This window comes from Acinetobacter sp. UNC436CL71CviS28, from assembly GCF_000620525.1.
Classification (GTDB): domain Bacteria; phylum Pseudomonadota; class Gammaproteobacteria; order Pseudomonadales; family Moraxellaceae; genus Acinetobacter; species Acinetobacter radioresistens.
Genome location: NZ_JIBB01000003.1, coordinates 1 through 24,592 on the forward strand (window position 1 = coordinate 1; position 24,592 = coordinate 24,592).

General features: G+C 39.1%; 21 protein-coding genes and 1 pseudogene. 10 read left to right on the top strand and 12 right to left on the bottom strand.

Translation table 11 applies throughout. The features are described 5' to 3' along the window. Window positions 1–287, bottom strand: a pseudogene (locus N518_RS16060) (IS4 family transposase); the annotation flags it as partial. 352 nt (window positions 288–639) lie between these two features. Between N518_RS16060 and N518_RS0102115 the strand changes: the two are divergent. From N518_RS0102115 to N518_RS17440, 3 genes are all read left to right on the top strand, one after another. After that, a complete protein-coding gene (locus N518_RS0102115) occupies window positions 640–1,722 on the top strand; it encodes an OmpW/AlkL family protein (RefSeq protein WP_026443939.1) in 1,083 nt (360 codons plus the stop codon). Window positions 1,723–1,909: 187 nt separating this feature from the next. Continuing rightward, the gene (locus N518_RS0102120; RefSeq protein WP_005026940.1) at window positions 1,910–3,124 is read left to right on the top strand and encodes an MFS transporter; all 1,215 of its coding nucleotides are present in this window, start codon (window positions 1,910–1,912) and stop codon (window positions 3,122–3,124) included. Continuing rightward, window positions 3,117–3,251 (top strand): hypothetical protein, encoded by a 135-nt coding sequence (locus tag N518_RS17440; protein WP_005019426.1) that lies wholly within the window; start codon window positions 3,117–3,119, stop codon window positions 3,249–3,251. The genes N518_RS0102120 and N518_RS17440 overlap by 8 nt, the downstream gene beginning before the upstream one ends. 152 nt (window positions 3,252–3,403) lie before the next feature. On the opposite strand, the gene sthA is transcribed toward N518_RS17440, so the two are convergent. Further along, complete coding sequence (gene sthA, locus N518_RS0102130; protein WP_026443940.1) at window positions 3,404–4,819, bottom strand: Si-specific NAD(P)(+) transhydrogenase; 1,416 nt, start codon at window positions 4,817–4,819, stop codon at window positions 3,404–3,406. 205 nt (window positions 4,820–5,024) lie between these two features. On the opposite strand from sthA, the gene lipA reads away from it, so the two are divergent. Continuing rightward, window positions 5,025–6,038 (top strand): lipoyl synthase, encoded by a 1,014-nt coding sequence (lipA, locus tag N518_RS0102135; RefSeq protein ID WP_005019423.1) that lies wholly within the window; start codon window positions 5,025–5,027, stop codon window positions 6,036–6,038. A 66-nt stretch (window positions 6,039–6,104) separates the two neighbouring features. Here the strand turns inward: lipA and N518_RS17155 are convergent, their stop codons facing one another. Further along, a complete protein-coding gene (locus tag N518_RS17155) occupies window positions 6,105–6,269 on the bottom strand; it encodes a hypothetical protein (protein WP_005019422.1) in 165 nt (54 codons plus the stop codon). Between the two features lie 422 nt (window positions 6,270–6,691). Here N518_RS17155 and N518_RS0102145 point away from each other — a divergent pair, with 422 nt between their 5' ends. Then, complete coding sequence (locus tag N518_RS0102145; protein WP_017401062.1) at window positions 6,692–9,184, top strand: acyl-CoA dehydrogenase; 2,493 nt, start codon at window positions 6,692–6,694, stop codon at window positions 9,182–9,184. 46 nt (window positions 9,185–9,230) lie between these two features. On the opposite strand, the gene N518_RS0102150 is transcribed toward N518_RS0102145, so the two are convergent. Next, the gene (locus tag N518_RS0102150) at window positions 9,231–9,488 is read right to left on the bottom strand and encodes a hypothetical protein (RefSeq protein ID WP_005026946.1); all 258 of its coding nucleotides are present in this window, start codon (window positions 9,486–9,488) and stop codon (window positions 9,231–9,233) included. A 302-nt stretch (window positions 9,489–9,790) separates the two neighbouring features. On the opposite strand from N518_RS0102150, the gene N518_RS0102155 reads away from it, so the two are divergent. Next, window positions 9,791–11,002: a YeeE/YedE family protein gene (locus tag N518_RS0102155; RefSeq protein WP_005026947.1), complete on the top strand. Its 1,212-nt coding sequence runs from the start codon at window positions 9,791–9,793 to the stop codon at window positions 11,000–11,002. 33 nt (window positions 11,003–11,035) lie between these two features. Here N518_RS0102155 and N518_RS0102160 read toward each other — a convergent pair whose 3' ends face one another. The 3 genes from N518_RS0102160 to N518_RS0102170 are packed head-to-tail and all read right to left on the bottom strand — an operon-like array spanning window position 11,036 to window position 13,687. Then, window positions 11,036–11,566, bottom strand: coding sequence for a hypothetical protein (locus N518_RS0102160; RefSeq protein ID WP_005026949.1), 531 nt, complete (start codon window positions 11,564–11,566; stop codon window positions 11,036–11,038). A gap of 54 nt (window positions 11,567–11,620) precedes the next feature. Next, on the bottom strand, window positions 11,621–12,427 hold the full coding sequence (locus tag N518_RS0102165; RefSeq protein WP_005026952.1) for a TIGR03915 family putative DNA repair protein: 807 nt from the start codon (window positions 12,425–12,427) through the stop codon (window positions 11,621–11,623). Beyond that, window positions 12,428–13,687 carry a putative DNA modification/repair radical SAM protein gene (locus N518_RS0102170; protein ID WP_005019414.1) on the bottom strand — a complete coding sequence of 420 codons (1,260 nt, stop codon included), beginning with the start codon at window positions 13,685–13,687 and terminating at the stop codon, window positions 12,428–12,430. Window positions 13,688–14,001: 314 nt separating this feature from the next. Here N518_RS0102170 and N518_RS0102175 point away from each other — a divergent pair, with 314 nt between their 5' ends. Next, window positions 14,002–15,063 (top strand): NAD(P)H-dependent flavin oxidoreductase, encoded by a 1,062-nt coding sequence (locus N518_RS0102175; RefSeq protein ID WP_005026956.1) that lies wholly within the window; start codon window positions 14,002–14,004, stop codon window positions 15,061–15,063. A 56-nt stretch (window positions 15,064–15,119) separates the two neighbouring features. On the opposite strand, the gene dusB is transcribed toward N518_RS0102175, so the two are convergent. Both dusB and N518_RS0102185 read right to left on the bottom strand, forming a co-directional pair. Beyond that, window positions 15,120–16,121, bottom strand: a complete 1,002-nt coding sequence (gene dusB / locus N518_RS0102180; protein ID WP_026443941.1) for a tRNA dihydrouridine synthase DusB — start codon at window positions 16,119–16,121, stop codon at window positions 15,120–15,122. Between the two features lie 539 nt (window positions 16,122–16,660). Then, window positions 16,661–16,843: a hypothetical protein gene (locus tag N518_RS0102185; RefSeq protein ID WP_005019410.1), complete on the bottom strand. Its 183-nt coding sequence runs from the start codon at window positions 16,841–16,843 to the stop codon at window positions 16,661–16,663. A gap of 382 nt (window positions 16,844–17,225) precedes the next feature. Here N518_RS0102185 and N518_RS0102190 point away from each other — a divergent pair, with 382 nt between their 5' ends. After that, window positions 17,226–18,800: a sensor domain-containing diguanylate cyclase gene (locus N518_RS0102190; RefSeq protein ID WP_005026961.1), complete on the top strand. Its 1,575-nt coding sequence runs from the start codon at window positions 17,226–17,228 to the stop codon at window positions 18,798–18,800. A gap of 145 nt (window positions 18,801–18,945) precedes the next feature. On the opposite strand, the gene N518_RS0102195 is transcribed toward N518_RS0102190, so the two are convergent. From N518_RS0102195 to N518_RS0102205, 3 genes are all read right to left on the bottom strand, one after another. Next, window positions 18,946–20,472 carry a TerC family protein gene (locus N518_RS0102195; RefSeq protein WP_005026963.1) on the bottom strand — a complete coding sequence of 509 codons (1,527 nt, stop codon included), beginning with the start codon at window positions 20,470–20,472 and terminating at the stop codon, window positions 18,946–18,948. A 344-nt stretch (window positions 20,473–20,816) separates the two neighbouring features. Continuing rightward, window positions 20,817–20,999: a hypothetical protein gene (locus tag N518_RS0102200; protein WP_005019406.1), complete on the bottom strand. Its 183-nt coding sequence runs from the start codon at window positions 20,997–20,999 to the stop codon at window positions 20,817–20,819. 294 nt (window positions 21,000–21,293) lie between these two features. Continuing rightward, window positions 21,294–22,529 carry an acetamidase/formamidase family protein gene (locus N518_RS0102205; protein ID WP_005019405.1) on the bottom strand — a complete coding sequence of 412 codons (1,236 nt, stop codon included), beginning with the start codon at window positions 22,527–22,529 and terminating at the stop codon, window positions 21,294–21,296. Between the two features lie 240 nt (window positions 22,530–22,769). Here N518_RS0102205 and N518_RS0102210 point away from each other — a divergent pair, with 240 nt between their 5' ends. Both N518_RS0102210 and N518_RS0102215 read left to right on the top strand, forming a co-directional pair. Further along, complete coding sequence (locus N518_RS0102210) at window positions 22,770–23,954, top strand: DUF1615 family protein (RefSeq protein WP_005019404.1); 1,185 nt, start codon at window positions 22,770–22,772, stop codon at window positions 23,952–23,954. Continuing rightward, window positions 23,921–24,574 carry an HAD family hydrolase gene (locus N518_RS0102215; RefSeq protein WP_005019403.1) on the top strand — a complete coding sequence of 218 codons (654 nt, stop codon included), beginning with the start codon at window positions 23,921–23,923 and terminating at the stop codon, window positions 24,572–24,574. The genes N518_RS0102210 and N518_RS0102215 overlap by 34 nt, the downstream gene beginning before the upstream one ends. Window positions 24,575–24,592 lie beyond the last annotated feature (18 nt).

Genomic DNA, 24,592 nt, shown 5'->3' on the forward strand with positions numbered 1-24,592 from the left:
CAATTGGTTCTATCTAAAGTCAGTTGCACTTGGTCGAATGAAAACATATTGAAAATCAACTGAGAAATTTGACGATAATCAAAATACTGACCTGCAAAGAAGCGCTGCATACGTCGATAAAATGATTGTGGTAAGCACTTGATGGGCAAGGCTTTAGATGCAGAAGAAAGATTACATGTTTGCTTTAAAATAATCACAAGCATGATGAGCGCAAAGCACTTTAAATGTGACTTGTTCCATTTTAGATATTTGTTTAAGATAAGATATAACTCATTGAGATGTGTCATAGTATTCGTCGTTAGAAAACAATTATTATGACATTATTTCAATGAGTTATCTATTTTTGTCGTGTACAGAGTTAAAATTTATTAAAAAGGCTACTTCTTAGGTAGCCTTTTATTTTAACTTAATATTCCATATTTTTTAAATATGAATAAAAATTGAATTTAGTGTTAATAAACATTACATAATTTTTAATTATTTCATTTTTCTATTAAATTTTAACTTAAAAACCACAATTCCCTACAAAAGCATGCATTAACCAAGCATTTAAAATACAGAGTAATTACTCTAATTTCCCGATACTGCACCTACCAACAAAAAAAATTAATGTCTTAAAGACATGGAGCTTGTCTAGATATGAAATATACTGCCCTAGCACTCACAACGAGTGTTCTGTTTGGTTTACCACAATTGTCTTTTGCTGAAAATAACTGGTTTGGTATGAAAGCAGATGGCTTTAAACGCTTCTCTGTTTCCGTCGGTGCTTTACATGTTATGCCTCAAGGTAAAGCACAACCCTTTAAAGTTAATACAGCTATTGCAAATAATACGAAAGCAAGAAATGGTACTATTCAAGTTGATACGGTTTTAAATAATCTAGATCCTAATGTTAGGCAACAAGCTTTAGCTGATACTTTAAATTTTTTAGGTTTCTTTTCTGGTGGTGAATTAGACTCCGCGATAAGTGGTAGCTCCGTTATTAATGGTCTGGAAGAGTGGAGTAATCCTGGAACTGGACTTGAAGCTGATGATGTAACTACCTTAGGAATCATATCTAATTACTTTTTCACAGATAATGTTTCTCTAGAAATTAAAGCAGGTATTCCTCCTAAAGTTGACTTACAAGGTAAAGGTAAAATTTATGCGCCGTTTTCAGCCATCGCCACTCCTCAGTTAGGGGGTTTACCATTAGAATTTTTAGATATTGCACTACAAAATGATATCTTTATTACAGATTTAGAAGCTTATGGCCCAGCTGCTTCGGCACGTGCTTGGACTCCAGCTTTTGAACTTCAGTATCATTTTGGCAAAACAGGTGTAAATAAGTTCCGTCCTTATGTAGGTGTAGGTCTTATGTATGCTTACTTTAATGAACTGGAAATTAATCCACGTACTGAACAGGACTTAATTGCTGCCGGACATATGATTGCAAATATTAAGCAAGGAAAGGCAGGCGCTGCCCTTGAAGGGACACCAAGTACAGCCAACCCAGAAGTAGAGGTAGAAGCCAGTGATGCTTTTGCCCCTGTCGCAACATTAGGCTTTACTTATGACTTTAATGATAAGTGGTTTGCAGTAGGTTCAGTTTCATATGCTCACTTAAAAAACGATACAACCATCACGGTGAGAGATGCTCAACTGGGTGAGCTGATTAAATCTAAAGCTGATATTGAGGTAAATCCGATCTTGGCATATGCAGGTGTAGGCTACCGTTTCTAAATTAATTTATATCGATAAAAGCAGGAATTTTTCCTGCTTTTTATTTTGAGCGCCTTACTATTTTCTGTAAGAATTTTATTTTTAAAATATTTATAACTTTAATTTATTCATACCAATTTTTTATTTCACTCTTTCTCTTGTCCGAATCGAATATTATAGTCTCGTGCGATCATTCCATGGACGTTATATGTCAACCACACAATTCTCCAAACCGCTTATATATATGCTCATTGCCAGTGCTTTCATTCTGGCTTTATCACTAGGGGTGCGGCATTCATTTGGTTTATATCTTGTACCAATGAGCCATGAGTTTGGATGGGGACATCATGTTTTTAGTCTGGCGATTGCCATGCAAAACTTGATCTGGGGAGCAGTTCAACCTTTTACAGGTGCCCTTGCAGATAAATATGGAAGTAAAATTGTTGTGGCCATTGGAGGTGCATTATACACCGCTGGCCTAGTTCTTATGGCTTTCAGCTCAACAGGCTTACTTCTTAATTTAAGTGTAGGCTTGATTTTAGGTTTTGCCTTGTCAGCTACTTCGTTTTCTGTACTCCTTTCAGCCGTTGGTCGGGCCGCTCCTCCAGAAAAACGCAGTATGGCCATGGGAATTGCCAGTGCGGCGGGTTCATTTGGCCAATTCATTATGTTGCCTGCTACTTTGCTGCTGCTTAAAAGTATAGGCTGGTCTGCTGCACTTATGGTCTGTGCTGTTCTAGTGGCTTTCATTATTCCGCTGGCATGGATGCTTAAGGCTCCCCATTACCAGCCGCCCAAAGTAATCAGTGAGGCTTTAAAGCCCGCTCTTACTTTTAAGCAAGTCTTACACATAGTTAGAAAACATCGACCCTTCTGGTGGCTGGCTCTTGGTTTTCTGGTCTGTGGTTTTCAGGTAGTCTTTCTGGGTGTACATCTGCCAGGTTATTTGATCGATCACGGCTTTGACGCCACGACCGGCACTATCTTTTTAGCCTTAGTTGGATTATTTAATATTATTGGAACCTACGGTGCCGGCTGGTTAGGTGATCGTTATTCTAAACCTAAGCTTTTAATGCTGCTATACGGTATTCGCGGTATTGCCATTATTGCATTTCTGGCTCTTCCCTTAACAACAATTAGTGTCTATATTTTTGGTATGGTCATGGGAATCTTGTGGTTATCTACAGTTCCACTGACTAATGGTATTGTTGCAAACATGTTCGGAGTAAAATACTTGAGCATGCTAAGTGGTATCGTGTTTTTCACCCATCAGATTGGTTCTTTTTTTGGTGGCTGGCTGGGTGGCGTCAATCATGATATTGCAGGTAATTACAATGCAGTATGGCTAACCGCAATTGTCTTAAGTGTGCTCGGAGTATTTGTACATTTCTTTGTTAATGAAGAGGCCGTAATTTATGACTAAATCGTTTGACAGCCTGAATATTATGATTGCTATTAGTATTGTACTTCTTTTTGTTCTGGCTTTTTATTTGTGGAGCAATACACCACAGCTTTTTGAATATTTTAATCAGGCTTTCTGTGCACATTGACTCACAGCAAGCATTTACTTAAAAGTTTTCAAGATTGAATATTATTAAATCGTCATAAACCTTTCATAGAACTGTCATTTAAAGATGGCTTAATCTGTAAAAAAATCTATAAAAACGCCCATCAGTTGATGGGCGTTTTTATATACAACATTTTAGAATAAACGGTTAAGACCATTTAATGCAGCTACACGATAAGCTTCCGCCATAGTCGGGTAGTTAAACGTTGTTTCTATAAAATACTTTAAAGTGTTGTTTGGACTTTGCATGACTGCCTGACCAATGTGAATAATTTCAGAAGCATTATTACCGAAACAGTGGACTCCCAAAAGTTCCAGAGTATCACGATGAAATAGAAGTTTTAGTTCACCGACAGTGTCACCAGTAATCTGTGCACGTGCCAGATGACGAAAAGAAGCCTGCCCTACTTCATAAGGAATTTTCTCTTCGGTGAGTTCTTGCTCAGTTTTGCCGAAGAAAGAAATTTCTGGAATGGTATAAATACCGGTTGGAATATCTTTTACCGGTTTTACATTGAGCTCACCACTCATATTGGCACCAGCACAACGCCCTTGGTCGTATGCTGCTGAAGCCAGTGATGGCCAGCCTACCACATCGCCCGCAGCATAAATATTTTCAACTTCAGTCTGGTACTGATCATTGACCGCAAGCTGTCCGCGGCTATTTGGTGTAAGGGCAACATTTTCCAGGCCGAGTCCATCCGTATTACCGGAACGGCCATTACACCATAAAATAGCATCTGCCTTGATTTTCTTGCCACTCTGCAGGTGCAATACCACGTGATCATCATAAGTTTCCAGATAATCAATCTGTTCATTATGACGGATCAGTACGCCTTGTTCACGCAAATGGTAAGATAATGCATCGGCAATTTCATCATCCAGATAACTGAGCAGTTTATGCTGTGTATTGATCAGGTCAACTTTATGATCCAGACCAATAAAAATAGAGGCATATTCACAACCAATTACACCAGCACCATAAATAATGATTTTTTGAATAGCAAAATCAAGATCCAGAATTTTATCTGAATCGAATACGCGTGGATGATTAAAATCGAGTCCAGCCGGATGATACGGGCGGCTACCTGTTGCGATCACCAGTTGTTTGAATACCAGCGTTTCCTTAATACCGTCATCGCTGAAGATTAAAACTGTATTTTTGTCCTGTATATAGGCACGTCCATGATAAATATCAATTTTATTACGGTCATAAAAGCGTGAATGGGTATCGACCTGTTGCTGAATCACTTTATGTGCATTGCGTAGCACTTGTTTCATGGTGAACTGTTTCCAGTCTCCCACTTTTTTAAACATCGGATCACGCTGATAACGGATAATACTCGATACAGTTTGACGTAAAGCTTTGCTTGGAATAGTACCGACATGCGTACAGTTACCACCGAGCTGCTCACGCATATCAACAATAGCTACACGCTTACCTGCTTTCGCCAGCTTCATTGCCGCGCCTTCGCCCGCAGGTCCAGAACCGAGAACTACCGCATCATATTTAACGAAATTCCCACTAACGACCTCTTTCTTACGTGGCATTCAAAGCTCCTTACATGAAAACGTTATCTCTTATCTTGCCTATATTATGACGTAATCCTGATGAATTTGCTGTATTTCCCCCACCTATATTATGTGATGGCTACATTTTTTAAATGAATAGCGTTTTTTTCCTATTTAAAGCTAAGTCCGTTATAATAAGAAGCCTGTCAATCTGATCTCTCCTCAAACAGTGGAAAAGTTGAATATGTCTGAAAACCGTAAACCAGAACAGGGTATTAAACTTCGTGGCGCAGAAAAGGTCGCTAGAATACCTGTAAAAGTTGTACCTACGGTTGAAGTGCCTCGTAAACCGGACTGGATCCGGGTGAAGATGACTGCACCAGAAGAAGTTCAACGTATCAAAACAACTTTACGTTCACAAAAACTGCATACTGTATGTGAAGAGGCTGCCTGCCCGAACCTGCCAGAATGCTTTGGTGGTGGTACAGCAACCTTTATGATTATGGGTGACATTTGTACCCGACGCTGTCCATTTTGTGATGTTGCTCACGGCCGTCCAAATGCATTAGATGCAGATGAGCCACGCCATATGGCAGAAACAATTGCAAATTTGGGTCTAAAATATGCAGTTATCACCTCAGTCGACCGTGATGACTTACTTGATGGCGGCGCACAGCATTTTGTTGACTGTATTAAAGAAGCACGTCAGCTTAGCCCAAATACGTTACTTGAAATTCTGGTTCCAGATTTTCGTGGCCGTCTGGATATTGCACTACGTATTATGACTGAATGCCCGCCGGATGTGTTTAATCATAATATTGAAACTGTGCCACGTTTATATAAGGCAATGCGCCCGGGTTCAGATTATCAGCACTCTTTAAACCTGTTAAAAATGTTTAAAGAATACTGCCCTGATATTCCAACTAAATGTGGGCTAATGGTGGGTATTGGTGAAAAAGAAGAGGAAGTAATTGCTCTTCTAGATGACCTTCGTGCGCATGATGTAGATTATGTCACTATTGGTCAGTATCTACAGCCTTCCAAACAGCATGCACCGATTGACCGATTTGTCACGCCAGAAGAATTTGAGCGTTATGCTGAACATGGCCGTAAGCTTGGCTTTAGAAATATCTGGTCAGCACCTATGGTACGTTCAAGCTATTTTGCAGATCGTCAGTATTATGGTGAACCGGTTCCTGAAGTGCGTCGTAAAACAGATCCAGCAAAAAAAATTGCAGTTCAAACGATTGAAGCCTAATTGTTTTAAGCTCTAAAAAGGCCCTCTAGTGAGGGCCTTTTTACTAATTTTATAATCTGTTGGCTGTTAATCCGATTTCTTTTTGCCACCACCGTCCTGTTTATTTACAGTAGCCCAAGCAATCCGTTCTGCCTCATCCTCTGAATGCCCGCGCTCTTTTTCACTTTCTTCAATATGCTGAGCCTGCCGTTTCTGTTTTTCTGTATAAGCTGACTTATCTCCACGTGACATAATAGTTCTCCTATTTTTTGATCTATATTTATTTCTATAATATGTTCAAAAATTATTCATTACATAAAGTGTCAGTCTCTGTATGGCTCTAACATATTTTATGTAACCTCATTTCAAATATATCTTCAGGTTTTATAGGTACCAAACCATCAAATAAATACATTTCTATCAATTATATAGTCTTTTATTTAGAAGTATTTTTATACTTTTGGTGACAAAAATTTAACTATTTATGGTTGAGTTTATATGGCTTTAAAAGGATTAATACAGCAGGTTAAATATTTTAATCTAATTAAAAATAATTGCACTGACTCACTGAAAAAACCTCAAGTGATATAAACAGAAAAATGATGACTTCGTAACTGTTGATTCCTGCTGGTCGTTTTTACACATCAGATGTAATGATTTAGAGGAGTGATTTTATGTTATTTATTCTGAGTATTTTGCTACAGCTGTTTACCATATGGGCCATATTTTTTTATGGGTTATCCAGAGTTACGGGTGCCATAACGATGATCGGAGCTGTCATTATTACAGCTTTGATCAGTCCTTGGTCTTTAATTTTGGGGATACCGCTAATTCTACTTAGTCTGGTGTTACTTGTTGATTCATTACGTATGAACCTCATCACACGTCCGGCTTTTGACCGGTTAAGTAATGCAATGCCGAGTATTAGCACAACCGAACGCGAAGCATTAGAGGCCGGTACCAGCTGGTGGGAAAAAGAACTGTTTATGGGCGCGCCAGACTGGGATCAGTTTGACCGTTATCCTTATCCGCATCTATCTGAAGAAGAACAATCTTTCCTTGACCATGAAGTCGAACAACTTTGTGACATGCTAGATGAATGGCAAATTCATCATCATGATAAAGACCTGCCAGAACACGTTTGGCAGTTTATTAAAGAGAAAGGCTTTTTAGGTCTAATCATACCTAAAATTTATGGTGGTCTGGAATTTACAGCTTTTGCACAAAGCCGGATTATGAGCAAAATTGCTTCACGCTCCATGACGGCGGCAGTAAGCTGTATGGTACCTAACTCACTTGGGCCAGGTGAACTGTTAATGCACTACGGCACTGAAGAGCAGAAAGAACGTTATTTACCTGGGTTAGCTAATGGTACTGAAATTCCATGTTTTGGTCTGACCAGCCCGGAAGCAGGTTCTGATGCCGGTGCTATCCCTGATACCGGTGTAGTTTGCTATGGCGAGTATGACGGTGAGCAGGTACTCGGCTTAAAAATGAATTTTTCCAAACGCTGGATTACTCTAGCACCCATTGCAACTGTGGTCGGTCTGGCTTTTAAGCTGTTTGATCCAGACGGATTGCTTGGTGATAAAAACAAAAATGAATATGGAATTACCTGTGCCCTGATTCCAGCCAGCCATCCCGGTATAGAAATTGGACCGCGCCATTATCCGGGCTCACCTTTTATGAATGGTACAGTCGATGGTAAGGATGTATTCATCCCAATTGACTGGATTATCGGCGGACCCAAAAATGCAGGTAAAGGCTGGCGCATGCTGATGGAATGCTTGGGAGTTGGCCGTGGTATTTCTCTGCCTGCCCTCTCTACCGCAGCAGGCGAAATGTGTTACCTGACTGTCGGTGCTTTTGCCCGTATTCGTCAGCAGTTTAAACTTTCAGTCGGGAAGTTTGAAGGTGTACAGGAAGCGACGAGTGATATTGCCAGTGATGCCTATATGCTGGAAGCTTTCCGTTATATGGTCACCTGTGGTTTGAACCAGGGTGGCACGCCAGCTGTCATGACGGCAATGGCAAAACATTATGCAACAGAAACCATGCGTAAAGTAGTCAATCATGGCATGGACGTAGTCGGTGGTCGTGCAATTCAACTTGGACCCCGCAACTTTTTGGCTCTACAGTATCAGGCAGTTCCTGTATCCATTACTGTAGAGGGGGCAAATATTCTAACCCGCTCCCTAATGATTTTTGGACAGGGCTCAATGCGTTGCCATCCTTATCTGTTTGAAGAATTACAGCTATTGCAATCTCCAGATAAGACTGGTGCCTTAAACAAGTTTAATGAAATGCTTTATCATCACTTAGGCTATACCTTAAACCGGGGTGCACGGGCATTGGCCTACGCATTTACAGGTGGTTCTTCACGTGCAGCTTTTACAGCCGATGATTTTACTCTACCGTACTATAAGCTGGTTAACCGTTTTAGTGCCTGCTTTGCCTTAACTGCCGATATGTCTTTGGGTTTACTTGCTGGTGATATCAAACGCAAAGAAATGCTGTCTGGCCGTCTGGCTGATATCCACTCCTATCTATTCATTGCGACTTCTATTTTAAAATATTATGAACGTGGCAGTAGGACTGAAGCTGAACAGGATCACGCACAACTGGCTCTGGAAAAAGCGTTTCATCAGGTACAAGAGGCTTTTTACGGTCTATTTGCCAATTTTCCAGTGCCTGCAGCAGCCGGGCTGGTTAAACTGGTCTGCTTTCCCTTTGGTCGCCCTGTGGCCAAACCCAATGATAAGCTCAAACAACAGGTGGCTCAGTGGATTATGATGGAAAATCCGTTCCGCGAACAACTAAAAGCTCATGTTTACTATAATGTCCGAGAAGATGATGTAAATGGCCGACTAGAATCTACTTTTAAAATGCTGCTACAGATTGAACCGCTTTGGGACAGATTTAAAAAAGCTGAATCCAAGGGACAGTTTGTCGGTTTAACTTTTGAAGAGCATGTAGAAGATGCGGTCAGCAGGGGCTTTATTACTGATGAAGAAGCTGAACAACTTATCCGCTATAATGCCAAGCGTTTTGACAGTATGCTTACAGATAACTTTGATATGCAGTTAAAAGAAGCCTTTGCATTAACCAATCCACATCTGCCTGAACATCTTGAAGTCAAGCATGAAGGTGGCATGACATCGGTCTAAAAATCTTTGATTTAAAAGGCAGGCTCTTTAGGAGCCTGTTTTAGTTTTAATGCCAATGGATATTGAAATAATAATAGCTCTCTTCGAGTCCAAACCTGACCTGATAACCTATTTCATGCAGCTCTGCTGAGAGAGCATGTATGTCTTCAAGTGCAATGTATTTAGGTAAAATCATGAATATAACAGTATTCCCCTGTCTGGCTGCCTGTTCAATCAGATCATTAAGCTTGTCTCGTACTACCGTCATAGTCAGACCCGCTTCTAAAGTCCATAGTTTTGCCTGCTCGGCTGGAATAATATCCATTTTTTCTTCCTTCATTATTTAATACATCTGTAGTGCATTTTTTTATCTTTAATATATTTTATCTTTTCTGACATTGATCTGATATTTAAACTATGTGTATTGTTTATTTATTTCATCAGGTTTGCATACAGAGAGAAATAATTAAAATTTCTGTTTTTTAGTTCAGACTTTTGTATCAGTTTAACTACTATAACTTATCACTTATTCTCAGTTATATATTATATATTTTATAGATTTACATAATAATTAAGGCATCAAAATAAGTTAAAATAGACTCATTCTCTTCGTATTATTTTTCTCCCATGAATCTTGTTGCTGAAAAATCCAATCGTTCTCAAGTTACGGTCTGGGTCGCTTTGCTGCTGCTGTTAATTGGTGCAATGAGTGCATACCAGATTGTTGGCTTGAATCAAGCCCTGCTGCTTCTCATTGGTGGAGCATTAGGGATGACACTCTACCATGCATCCTTTGGCTTCACTTCCAGCTGGCGCGTTTTTATCAAGGAGCGTCGAGGTCGTGGTTTGCGTGCGCAAATGATCATGCTGGCACTGGCTGTATTACTATTTTTTCCTGCTTTAGGAGCTGGCCAGCTTTTTGGTCAGCCGGTAACCGGTTTTGTGTCTCCACTTTCCACTTCGGTTGTGATTGGTGCTTTTATTTTTGGTATAGGCATGCAATTAGGGGGTGGTTGCGCATCTGGAACGCTTTATACGGTCGGTGGCGGTAGTGCCCGCATGGTGGTTACCCTGATATTTTTCTGTCTGGGTTCCCTGTTGGCAACCTTGCATCTGGACTGGTGGTTTAACCTGCCGCACTTGGCGCCTGTCTCTGTTGTTAAAAGTTTGGGGGTAATGCCTGCTTTACTTTTGAACTTTGCTCTCTTTGCAGTCATCGCGCTGGCAACTGTTTATTTTGAGAAAAAGCGCCATGGTGCATTAGAAATCGGCTCTCCCCCATCAGAGTTTGGCTGGAAACGCTTTTTACGTGGTCCCTGGCCACTGGTTTGGGGCGGGATTTTATTGACCTTACTGAACTTTGCCACATTGGCCTTGGCTGGCAGGCCTTGGGGAGTAACCTCGGCTTTAGCTGTATGGGCTGCCAAAGCAGCTAGTCTGGGTGGTATAGATGTCGCCTCATGGGCATATTGGCAACAACCTGCCAATGCTAAAGCCCTTACTGAACCACTCTGGTTTGATGTAACCTCCATGATGAACTTCGGTATCATGCTGGGTGCATTGCTGGCTGCGAGTCTGGCCGGTAAGTTTGCTCCTAACTTCAACATACCGCGTCGTTCACTGCTGGCTGCAGTTCTGGGCGGTATCTTGCTGGGCTATGGTGCCCGCTTGGCATATGGCTGCAACATTGGTGCCTATTTCAGTGGGATTGCTTCAGGTAGTTTACATGGATGGTTATGGCTGATCTTTGCCTTCTTAGGTAATACTATTGGTGTAAAACTACGTCCTGTCTTCTTTCCAGAGGAAGCACCCCAACCAGAAAAATTGACTAGCTGCTAAATAAAAAACCCATCGATATGATGGGTTTTTTATTTACGGCTCGAGAGCACCTTTTAGGTTACAGCCATAATTCATGGTCTCTTGCACTTGTCGATAGCTGGTATAACGATTAATAATAAACTGATAGAAATTTTCGGGTTGAGCAAAAATTTCTTTCAGATTTTCATGAGCAGGTAGATGTTCAAGTTTAAGATGTTCAACCAGATTGAGATTCTGGTGTCCAATTTGAAACATCTTCACGAAATAGCTGTTCATCATGTTGCAATAACCATTTTTTGCATTCTTCAACGCAAACCGGCTCACCAGATGCTCGTTTAATGTATGCAAATTATGAACATCTAGCTCAGCCTTGGGATCAGAAAACGCATCAGGATATTGAGATTTGAAAGTTAAGAATTGTTGCTGTAATTCCTGGTTAAGATGATCTATTTTGGTTTGCAGTTCTACTGCACTATTTACCCGATAATCAGCTGGCGTACTATGGAAATCATCAGGCCGTTTTTCTGCGCATGCTCCCAGCAAAACAAGAGATAAAGAAATTAAAACAACATGGAAGAATTTCATCATTAACTCTAAGCTTAATACTGTGCGTTACTTTATTCGATTATGAAATTTTTCTCATCTCTTTTGCAAAAATGAGTCTTCGGACAATATTTTCTCATTCATATAACGCCAATAACGTTTAGGGACATACTGTATATGCAGTTTTATATTACGTCGAGCTTCAATATTAATAGCACAAAAATAGTCTTTCCAGAGCTGGTCATAAAGCAATTCATCATCATCCAGTTCCACTGTAAATTTCTGACTAAACCCAGTATGTAATGTCTGGTCCACTTGTTCTACCTGCATATGCACCTGATGGACCTGTTTTAAATCATAGTAAATTCCATAATTCCTTTTCTCATCATAAATCAGCCAAGACTGGTCCTGATAACGGTCCTTAAAATGCCGTTCAATAAGAGGCAATACATTAAAGTCTGGCCGTACCAGCGCAATGAAAAGACCATTCTTGGCTTTTTTGAAACGGACAAAAGCTTCCATGCGGTGCTTCTCACGCCCTACCTGCTTGGTCCATTGGGAAAGACCCAATACCGCAGCATGACCATAGTTGTAGTCTACGGGTAAAGCAGACTGAAATACATATATACAAAATTCAAAGAGCTGCTGAAATGCCTGTTCCTGTTCAGATAAAAAAGTGTAATAAAAATTTTTCAGGCTCGTATATTCAACTTTAATTTTTAAAGCATTCCATACACGTTGTGCATGTTCATCATTTGCACTTACATGAATCACCTCATCAAACAGTCCCGACTGGAAGCGCCCTTTTATACTAATTTTTACTGAAAACTCTTTAAATTGAAAAGCCCGGAAAACACAGCTTAGCAGTCCGGTCATACTGCCATCAAAAACATACTGGGCCACTTAAAAGCCTAGTCCTAATTGTGGAGAGAGCTGTGCATTGTATTTGGACTGGCCGGCCAGCAGAATCTGCTGCCTGATCTGGCTCGGCAACATTTCTTTGATAAATTTGGGTGTATCTGCACAGCGAATAAAGTGCTGGGCCCGATTATAAGCAATCCCCATGCGTTTAAGCTGATCAATATGAATACTGCCAAAGCGCCGCGCCTGGATGACCTTTCTTGCAGAACGTACGCCAATACCCGGCACGCGCAAGATCATTCTATATTCAGCCGTATTAATATCTACCGGAAACTGTTCAGGATGACGTAGTGCCCAAGCCAATTTTGGGTCTACATCCAGTTCAAGGTTCGGATGTTCGTCATCAACCAGTTCATGAGCATCGAACTCATAAAAGCGCATGAGCCAGTCAGTCTGGTATAACCGGTTTTCACGTAATAATGGTGGTGCTGATCCAATGGCAGGTAAAGCCTGATCTTCAGAGTTAATTGGAATATAACCAGAATAATAGACACGCTTCAGTTTAAACTCTTTATAATGGCGGTCTGCCATTAAAATCACGTCCTGATCAGTTTCATGATGCGCCCCGACAACCATTTGTGTGGTTTGACCTGCCGGAACAAATTTGGGTACTGTTTTAATAATTTTACGCTCATCCTTAAACTGGATAAGCCGGTCACGGACAATTCCCAGATCTTTCTGCACCTCACTGTGACTTTTCTCAGGTGCAAACTTTTGTAGTCCATCTGCTGTTGGCATTTCCAGATTAATACTCATCCGGTCAGCATATAGTCCAGCTTCTGTAATCAGTTCAGGTGAAGCTCCTGGAATAGTCTTTAAGTGTATATATCCATTAAAATTTTCTTCTAACCGAAGCTTTTTAACCACCTGCAACATGCGTTCCATAGTATGGTCAGCCGATTTAAAAATCCCTGAACTTAGAAACAGGCCTTCAATATAGTTACGACGATAAAAATTAATAGTAAGATCTACGACTTCCTGCACAGTAAAGGCAGCACGTTTCACATCATTTGAACGCCTTGAAACACAGTAAGCACAGTCGTAAATACAGATATTTGAAAATAAGACTTTAAGCAGAGAGACACAACGACCGTCTTCAGTATAGCTATGACAGATCCCGGAACCGGTATTTCCGAGTCCTTTATCCTTATTTTTTCGATTACTGCCACTTGATGAGCAGGATACATCATATTTGGCGGCATCAGCCAGAATTTGCAGTTTCTCGCGAATACGTTCAGACATAGACCCAATCATCCATGTAGAGAGATAATCATTAATTATACTAGTCTGTTGCGACTGCAAAGCCTGCATTTATTTCTTTGCGACAGGGCATGTCGTTAAGTTAATTTAATTTAACTTAGGCTATTTTAGTTTGAATATAATCTGGTAGTGATAGAGAAACTCAAGTTTATGGCCTGCTCTGCCTTCATATAAAAAAGGCATTAGGAAATTAGCCATGCCTGAAATTACGTTATTTATTAACAAAATATTGGATATTGGTTGCATCTCTCGAGCGTTTGACGTAAATCTTAAAATAAAATTTAGGTAATAAGAATATGAATCTGATCGAAAGACTTAGCTTGAAACACTCTATTTTCTTGGCGCCTATGGCAGGTGTAAGTACACCCGAGCTGGCGGCTGAAGTCTCTAATGCCGGAGCTTTGGGCTCATTAGGCCTAGGAGCCAATACAGTTGAGCAGGCACGTGAACAGATTTTAAAAACACAACAGCTAACCCGACAGCCCTTTCAGCTTAATTTTTTTTGTCATCGCTCTAAAATACTGGATCAGGATACTGCACAAGAATGGATTGAATATCTAGAACCGCACTTTAGAAAATTTGATGCCTCTGCGCCTAACGAGTTAAAAAATATCTATCCAAGCTTTAAGGACTCAGATGATTATCTTAATCTTGTTTTAGAGACTTGCCCAGCAGCCGTCAGTTTTCATTTTGGTATTCCACACCCACATCAAATTGAAGCACTTAAAAAAGCAAAGATTTTAACTATGGTTTCTGCAACCAATCTGGCGGAAGCAAAAGCAATTGCAGAAGCAGGGATTGATGTCATTATTGCTCAAGGGGTAGAGGCCGGTGGACATCGTGGCTGCTTTAACCCGCATCGTGACAGCGCCATTAAAACGACTGACTTGGTACGCTTAATTTTACAATATCTTGATTTACCAGTCGTAGCAGCGGGCGGAATCATGAACGGCCGCCAGGCACAGCAATGTCTTGCACTTGGTGCTCAAGCTGTACAGTTAGGAACTGCCTTCGTGCAATGTCCAAGCTCAAATGCCAATGCAGCCTATCGCGAAGCTTTATTTAACCGGCCTCTTACTCAAATTACCTCAACTATTTCAGGACGCCCGGCACGCGGCCTGATTAATGCATGGCATACCGAAGTTGATCTGGTTCAGCGGCCAAGTCTACCCGCCTATCCATATGTTTATGATATTGCAAAACAACTGCATCAAATTGCATCCAAACAGGGTCATTATGAGTATGGGGCATTCTGGGCCGGCAGTAATGTTGCCCAGATTCGACAGCTAAATGCTGTTGACCTGATTAACCTGCTAAATCTTGAAATTAATCAGGCCACTCATTTAAATTCAGATTAACAGTTTTTAACCGGAGGCTAGAGCAATACAATATTCATGCCTAGCCTCTTTTTGGCTTAAGGATCAAGCAGGTTAACAGTTTCTTGCTGTACATCACTCATTAAACGTCCTTGGGCCAATAACTGGTTAAAATAAGCTTCTACTACTTTTGCCTGCTCTAACGTACTTTCTACTTGATACATTTTCTGACGAAACTCATTGCTGGCATATAAGCCCTTGGTATACCAAGCTATATGTTTACGGGCGATACGGCAGCCAGAATACTCCCCATAAAATTCATAGAGCTCACTTAAATGCCCAAGTAATACATGTTTTACCTCTTCAATATCAGGGGCTTTTAGGTATTCTCCAGTATTTAAATAATGGGCAATTTCTCGAAATATCCATGGACGCCCCTGTGCTGCACGCCCAATCATGATCGCATCGGCGCCTGTATGTTCCAATACAAATTTGGCTTTTTCAGGACTATCGATATCGCCATTAGCAATTACTGGGATATGAATAATTTTTTTAACTTCACGAATCAAATCATAACGTGCATGATTTAAATACATGTCTTCACGAGTCCGACCGTGTAAAGCCAGTGCCGCAACACCAGCCTCTTCTGCCCGCTTCGCCACACGCAGAATATTTTCTTGACCATTTAAATACCCCAAACGAGTTTTAAGGGTAACTGGCACATCAACTGCGGCAACTACGGTATCTAAAATACGCGCAACCAGTTCTTCATCCTGTAATAAAGCAGAGCCTGCAAGTTTATTACAAACTTTTTTTGCCGGACATCCCATATTAATATCAATAATCTGAGCACCATTAGCAATCTGATAACGTGCTGCTTCAGCCAGTTGTTCTGGATCAGATCCTGCTATCTGGGCAGAAATTGGAGCTAATTCACCATCAAAATTAGCCCGATATAAACTCTTTTTACTCATCCTCAGTGTCTTATCAGCTGTCATCATTTCGCTAACAGCATGGCCTGCACCAAAGTATTTACATAAGGTTCTAAATGGTCGATCTGTCACCCCTGCCATTGGCGCGACCCAAATTTTTTGTTCGATTGGCCGATCAAATAGCTCTCTGATTACGGTATTTTGACTCAAATTTCCAACCTCACTTTCAACTTATTTACTAAGCTATTCATCTTTAGATCTACTTTAAAACCTGATAACACTTAATTAATGGCCTGCTTAGCTCCCCCAACTTATACCTTGAACAAGCTAGGCTTAATAAAATTACAGTACAGGAGAGAAAAAGTAGTCAGAGATATTTTAAGCTAAAGCCCAAATTAGAACAGATCAAATAGCGGACCAACTAGTTTAATTATTTACAGAAAGAATATCCATTTTTTAATTTGTTGAGTTTTTAAAATTCAACTATCGCATTTATCTTGAAGAATATCGGTATATAATCAAAAGCTTAACTAATATCTTTTATAAAAGTCTACCTGAGCTAGAATATAGGTTAACTTAACTTGAGTTTCAGATAAATTAAATAAATTCAGTACATTAGAAATGATAAACCCTGCTCAATCACCTGTATTGGCAGGGCTACAGCTATAAATTGATCTATCTTAAAACGTCCCCTTCAGGATAGTCTTTTAGTTTCTTAGATCAGTTAATTCAAAATCTTTAATGATCATCATCTCAATACTTTCTATCAGGGCTTTTTCCCATTTACTCTCATTCCAAAATAGTAAGTTTCCATTCTCTTCTTTATAAAATACTTGTTCTTCATAATTTAGATGATGAATGACTTGGGTTCCATTTGGTATATTTTTCATATAGTTATCCTCATTTATTATTTATATTTAGCTTAGCATAAGTGGCTGTTTTGCTTTAACTTAAATAATAAAAATATGTATCAAAATACAAATTAAACTTCATCATAATGAATAAATTTTTATTGGAACTATTAAGTGATTAAAAACTATAGCCTTATTATAAATAGTTAAAAAAATTATTTATTATTTTTTAATATATTAAAAATATATAAAATGTCATAAGGTTGAGTTCTAAAATAGAATTTTTTTATTAATTTATCTAATTTTAATATCTTTTAACTCGGTTAATTAACCCATATCTAAAAATAAAAAGAACAAATATTAACCAAGAACATACAAAATAAGATAGAATATTTCACTGTTGATATAGATTTCATGCACCATGTCACATATTAGCTTTATTCATGCCCTTAACCTTAACTTAAGAAAACTAATCCTTATTCTTACCATATTTGCTGTTTCTTCTTTATTTATTATCTCCTTACTCATTGGTCACTATATTGCTAAAAAAGAATTAATAAATGATTCACTTGCCTTGAACTATGAATATGCTTTTAAGATCGCGAATAGTACTGACAACTATTTTAGAAATCTTTTATCTGAACTCAAGCATAGTACTTTAGCCGTTAGTTATTCTTTTGATAATAATAAATTACGGCAATATGAAGTCGATCGCCTGAAGAATCAAGCTCATTATTTTAATGCGGTAATCATTGGTGACCGTCGAGGAAATATTCTTAATTTTAGTCCGGCCAGTTTTGATAGCGGTCAACTGACAAATCAGGATCTTCTAAACTTCAAGCATCTAGCACAGAGTAAACAACCCTATATTTCTCAACCTTATTATTCTATCAGGCACAATTTAATTATTTTTATAGCTCAACCAATCTTCAACAAGCAAAATATTTATCAGGGCTATATGGGGGTTGTTATCAATTTAAATGAAAAAAATATTATCAGTGACCTTCTTGCCAGCGAATACGGTTATAAAAAAAATTATATGTATGTGATCGATCAAAGCAGACAGATTATCTTTCATCCCGATTCCGCGAGAATAGGTAGCATTATGACTAACAATACTGCCCTCTCTTATATGAACCAGATCAATAGAGGGCGAGTAGAGCTCATTAACAGTCGAGGAATAGAAAATTTAGCAGGTTTCGCTCGTATTTCTACTACTAACTGGATTGTGGTTTCTCAACAGCCAACCAGAGAGTTACTTAAACAGGCAAATTCAGTAATTTATAAAGTATCAGTTGTTATCCTATTATTTTATCTATTGATCTTTTTGGTGATCTGGAAACTTTCACTATTCATTTCTTCCCCCTTGAATCACTTGGCTAAAATGGCGAGTCGTCTTAACCAGCCAGAAATAGAACAGAAAATTCAAGCGATTAGCCCTTGGTATTATGAAGTACAGAAATTCAAACTATCTTTACTTTTAAGTGCACAAAATTTTAGTAAGAAAATTTCAGAAATGAATCATCATGTTAATTCTGATCCTCTCACTGGCTTGTACAATCGCAGGGGTATCGATATCTTTATTAAAGAAATGGTAGATAACCATACACCTTTTTCTATTATCCTGATTGATGTCGACTATTTTAAAAAAATTAATGATACTTATGGCCATATTCAAGGTGATATAGTTTTAAAACAAATTGCCGGTCATTTAAGAACCAATTTTCGTAAAGATGATATTTGCTGTCGTTGTGGAGGAGAAGAGTTTGCTGTACTCATGCCTACTATTGATAAAAAAGCAGTCTATAACAGTGCTGAACGTTTAAGAAAAAAAATAGAATCGAATATTACCAACCTGTCTGGCCCGGTAACTATTTCTATTGGTATCGCATACTGGCCAGAGAGCTCCAAAAGCACTGAAGAAGTTTTCAAAATTGCTGATCACTATCTTTATCAAGCTAAACGTGAAGGTCGTAACTGTGTTCGTGGTCCATAAAGTATAGTTTATATAAACCGGCATATAACGGGCTATTCTAGTTATTTAAACGATGCTTGCTCTTCTCTGTTTAAATTTAGGCTTGCATATGAATACATTAAAATAAAAAAGAGCTTCTTAAAGAAGCTCTTTTTAAAAGACCAGATTATGATTGATGTGTAATCTGAACAGTCTTGATTCGGTTACCTTCCAGTTCTGTCACTTCAAAATGTACACCCCGGAAATCTAGTTGAGTACCGATTGTGATCTTATCCTGAATTTTATCTAAAATCAGACCAGCTACACTCACATAGTCTGCATCATCTTCTACCAAGTCTAGCATGCCAAGCTCCAGTTCTAGTTGATACAAATCCAGACTTCCAGCAGCTTTCCAAGTGCTTTCATCAATCTTTACCAGGTCAAGCTGTTCATCGGCATCTGGAAACTCACCTGCAATTGCCTCAAATACATCTAGTGGTGAAATAAGTCCCTGGATATTACCAAACTCATCATTGACCAATACTAGCGAGCCTTTGGAAGTACGCAAAGTATTAATCGCATCAATCACTTTCATTTTTTCAAAAATGTAGATTGGACGTTGCTGTTTTAACAGGGCTTTTAGCTGGACTTCATCTTCAAGTACATCTAGCAGTTCCTTGGCACGTATCACGCTGATTACTTTATCAAGGCTACCACGGCATACAGGAAACAGGCTATGAGGAACAGATAATACCTGTTCACGAATCTGTTCAGGTGAATCCTCAAGGTTTACCCAGGAAATCTGGTTACGGGGAGTCATAATTGAGGCTACTGAGCGTTCGGCAAGTGTCAATACTCCACCAATCATATAGCGCTCTTCATCTACAAATGCATCTTGCGCTTCTGTAGATTGTGCATCAGCCACAGTTTCTACACGTCCACCCATCAGTTTTAAAATCGAGTTCGCTGTACGATGACGCAGAGGAATTTTTGCCTCATGCTTTGCTGCATTTCGCGAAGTAAACTGATTAAATATCTCAATAAGAATTGCAACACCTATACCTGAATAAATATAGCCTTTAGGAATATGGAAACCAAATCCTTCAGCAATCAGGCTAATACCAATCAAGAGCAGGAAGCTTAAACACAGGATAATAACGGTCGGATGACGGTTTACAAATTCAGTTAATGGTTTGGAAGCCAGCAACATTACTACCATAGCGACAATCATGGCGGCCATCATGACATAAATATTGTCAACCATTCCAATTGCAGTAATCACCGAATCTAAAGAGAATACAGCGTCGAGTATAACAATCTGGGCTACAACCGCAGTAAAACTTGCATAAGCTACATTTGTAGTAACTTTAACTTCAGTTTTACCTTCCATCCGTTCATGTAATTCACTGACTGCTTTATAAAGCAGGAACAGACCACCGAATAAAAGAATCAGATCCCGACCGGAGAAAGTCCAGTCAAAGACAGTAATAAGCGGTTGAGTCAAAGTGACTAACCAAGAGATAGCAAATAATAAGCCCAAACGCATTACTAGGGCTAAAGAAAGACCTATTACACGGGCTTTGTCCCGTTTTTCAGGAGGGAGCTTGTCAGCCAAAATGGCAATAAAAACCAGGTTATCAATACCTAGAACAATTTCTAAAACAATCAGGGTAAGTAAACCCACCCATATGCCCGGATCTAATAAAAATTCCATTAGTTTAGACCTCCGGATAAATGAGGCTGATTAAAAATAATTTTTGATCGACACGGCGATGGATCCATATAAGTGAACCTTTTCAACTAAAGATAAAATTATTATGCACACTTTTAGTAAATTGTAATTACTTTTTTATAATGAGATGAAAGGTTTTATGTATAACTGCTATAGCCTTTATGAATTATTAGATTCATTTATAATTAAACAGAGAGTAATTTTTTATTATTTAGAAAATATAAATATTATATAATTTGAACAGGTTTAATATAGTTATAATAAAACTGTTTTTGAAAGCAGGGCTTTAAAGTTCACAGCTTATATCTTATAAAGCCCTGTATTGTCTAATCTGAAGAGGCGGATGATTTGTGCTCTTGTTCATATTGATAGTCTAAAGCAGCTTTTTGGGCTTCGGCTGCAGCAATGGCTTCTGGTGCAGGTCGATCCGCGGTAGAAGCAGCAATAACAGAAGACGTAAATGACGTACCAGTTAAAGAAAGTATAAGAACTGCGTAAATATTCTTCATTTTGATTCCTCTACTTTTTAAATCGCTTTATAAGTCATTTAATACCCCCTATTAAGCTGGGTCTGTAAGAGGATGGTCGAGAAATGTAAGGGCTTAGCCCCTATAATTACTTAGGCAACCTGAATAATCATTTGATTAAATAAAAGTGACACTTAAAGACTGAATGTATATTTTTATAATAAAAAATGTAGAGTCATAACATATTATTAGGCTAGTTAGTTCAGTTTAAGTATCCCTATATTTCTTTAAGAGCAAGAGAAAATATCCTCATCGATATTTTCTCTCTTCTCCCATTTATCTGCTTTTTTCTGGCTGATTAAATTCTTTGAAATCAGCTTTTCGAATCATAGCGTGAATTCCTTTAGTCCGGTCTACTACTTGTGAAACTTCAAAATCAGTAGCAGCACTTAAATAAGCATAAGCAAGTGCTTCATCAATACCATATTCCTGATTTAAGAACCGGATAGCTTCACGGGTGGATTTTTTCATGGCTATATCAAGGTCTTCATCTAATCCTGGTGTAATCCAGAATTGATCATTTTCAGCCAGTACATGTTTAATCTCCTTACCAGGAATTTTGTCCTTTCCAGCTTTTAGCAGTGTAAATTTCAATGTAGCGCGTGCTGAACCTTCAAGTGCCGTTAAAGCGACTTCACCATCGCCCTGAACGAAATGGCTATCACCAGTATAGAAAAGTGCGCCAGGAACCTGGACCGGATAATAAACAGTTGAGCCTTTACCTAACTCGTTAATATCAATATTTCCGCCAAAGAAAGCAGGTGGAATTGAATTTACTGGTTCACTGGTATTAGCAGCCACACCCATAATTCCCATAAATGGTGCAAGAGGGAAACGAATCGACTTGCCCTGTTGTGTTTTTAGTACACCTTCATATTCTCCCTGAGCATTTTTCTCAATAGGTGTAAAAACTGATACATTGCCATAACGTTCCGGGTGTAAGTGGGAAGCACCTTCCTGTACTGTTTTTTTAGGGTATTCTCCTACTAGAGTGCCTTTACCATGACGGTTAGAAATTACCCCATACGGAACTCGTGGTTCAACATTGAGTACTTCTACCTTTAATATATCACCCGGCATTGCCCCCTGTATTTCAATAGGCCCCGTCACAATATGTGGTCCATCTTTACTAAAATCATGTTTTAAAGCAGACTGCGTAATCATCTTTGCTTCATCTAGAATATATTCTGGCTTTACACCCTGGGAACGAAAATATTTTTCTGCATTACGCCCCTGATCTTCGAGCAGGCCTTCATGGGAAACAGTATCAAAAATAACAGTACTATCGGTAGGCACACTTAGAACTGGTCGAGAATCTTTATTAGGCAGATAACCCCATTGAATAGTTTTTAAAGTACTGGGTATATAATATTGATCTTTATACTTTCCCTGCGTTAAAAGTCCCGGCTGATTACTTATCTGTTTAAGAACTTTAAACTCTTCTGCAAAAGTTGAAGTAGAGCCTAGTAAAGCTGACAATATAGCCAGTGATAAAGTAAGCGGTTTATACATCCTATTTCCCTAAATTTAAAAAGTTGAATATTCATCTTTTTAAAAGCAAGGGTCATGCCAACTAGAATTATTAAATCTTATTCATCAATTCTCTGTCGCTTAATAATATGTACAGGGATATAGAATTATTTTTTAAACGGGCTTCTCTAATATACATATATATTCGTACATTTTATTAGCGACATAGTATACTTCATTCGCCTTAGGTGCTTATCCCTGTACTCATCTGTCTTCATTGTCATGAAAAAAAATTTACGCTGCACAACCGCCGTTAAATCCTTAAGTGTTCTTGTTCTGTCACTCAGTCTGATTGCCTGCGGCGAAGGCTCGTGGTGGTCTAAAAATGATGAGCCAGAATTAAAAGAAGAGCAGATTAAACGGCTTATTCCTACTCGTGTACAAAACCGTGGCTCTTGGGCTGGCGACTTATATGAGATTACTGACCAGTTGGGAATACCTAAAACCAAGGAAAATATCTGTACAATTATTGCAGTAGTCGATCAAGAATCTAACTTTGTTGCTGACCCGCAAGTACCGGGTTTGGGTGAAAAAGCTATACGTGAAGTTGATCAGCGTCTTGAAGATAAACTGGGTGTAACACTGGCCGGATATTTTAAGAATATGCTGAAAACCCAACCTTCTCCGGATGATAACTACCTGAGCAGAATGCGCAAGGTTAAAACAGAACGTGAACTGGATGAACTCTACCGTGAAATGTTTAATCATTTTAGTAAACACTATCATGTAAGTGCTCTAACCGGAGCCGCCCGTCTGGTAGGACAAGATGTTTCTGAACGTTTAAATCCGATTACAACCTTGGGTTCAATGCAGGTTCATATCGGTTATGCCAAAGAGCATAAGCGTTCTGGTATGAACATGGCTGAATTGCGTAGCGACCTGTATACCCAAAATGGCGGCCTATATTATGGGATCCATCGTTTGATGATGTACCCTGCTGATTATGACAAGCCGCTCTACCGCTTTGCAGATTATAACTCTGGACGCTATTCAAGCCGTAATGCAGCCTTTCAGAGTATGCTTAATGACTTAACTGAAGCAGAGCTAGACCTAGATGGTGACCTGCTACTTTATAATAAAGACGGTAGCATCCGTTCAAACAAAAGCCAGTCTGAACGTGAGCTGATTGCGGTCTTTGCTGCAAACAATGTTCTGATTACGCCACGCCAAATTCGCTCTGATTTAAAGGAGGAAAAAGAGCAAGACTTTGAAGATACTCAAACTTACCTTGCAGTAAAAAAACTCTACCAGGAAAAAACAGGTAAAGAACCAATTTATGCCATTATGCCAGAAGTAGTCATTTCCGGACCAAAATTAAGCCGTGACTATAATACCAACTGGTTTGCCACACGCGTCAATGGACGATATCAGACATGCATGCAACGCGCCAAACGTATCAAGCTATAAACCTTGCGCTATTTGATTTTGACGGTACATTGTGCCGTAGTGACAGCTTTACTGGCTTTATCTTTTATACGCTCTCTAAACGACATATCATGCGTCAAGGCCTGAAAATTCTCCCTTGGATTCAGGCCTATTATTTCAAGCTATACACTGCACACCAGATGCGCCCGAAATTGTTTTCGGCCATGTTTAAAGATAGTAATGCCAAAAATATACATTCAATGGCAGAACAGTATGCACACTTGTTAGTACACCAGCTTAATCCTGAATTGTTAAGGCGTCTGAGACAACATCAAGCACAAGGTGACGATGTTGTTATTGTATCGGCTTCAATCGATCTTTATCTTGAACCTTTTTGCAGGCTGCTTGGAGTAGACCTGATTTGCACTGAAACTGAAGTACATCAGGGCAAATTGAGCGGATTTTATAGCAGTCCAGATTGCAGTTGCGAGCAGAAAAAGTTAAGGATACAAGAAAAATATACATTAACCGATTACCAGTCTGTTTATGCGTATGGGAACAGTTATGAAGACCTAGAAATGTTTAGTCTGGCTGATTACTGCTATATGGTTGGAGAAGATGCTGAACTGCCTACATTAGAGCCTATAAAAAAGCTCGCCTGAGCGAGCTTTTTTATTAAT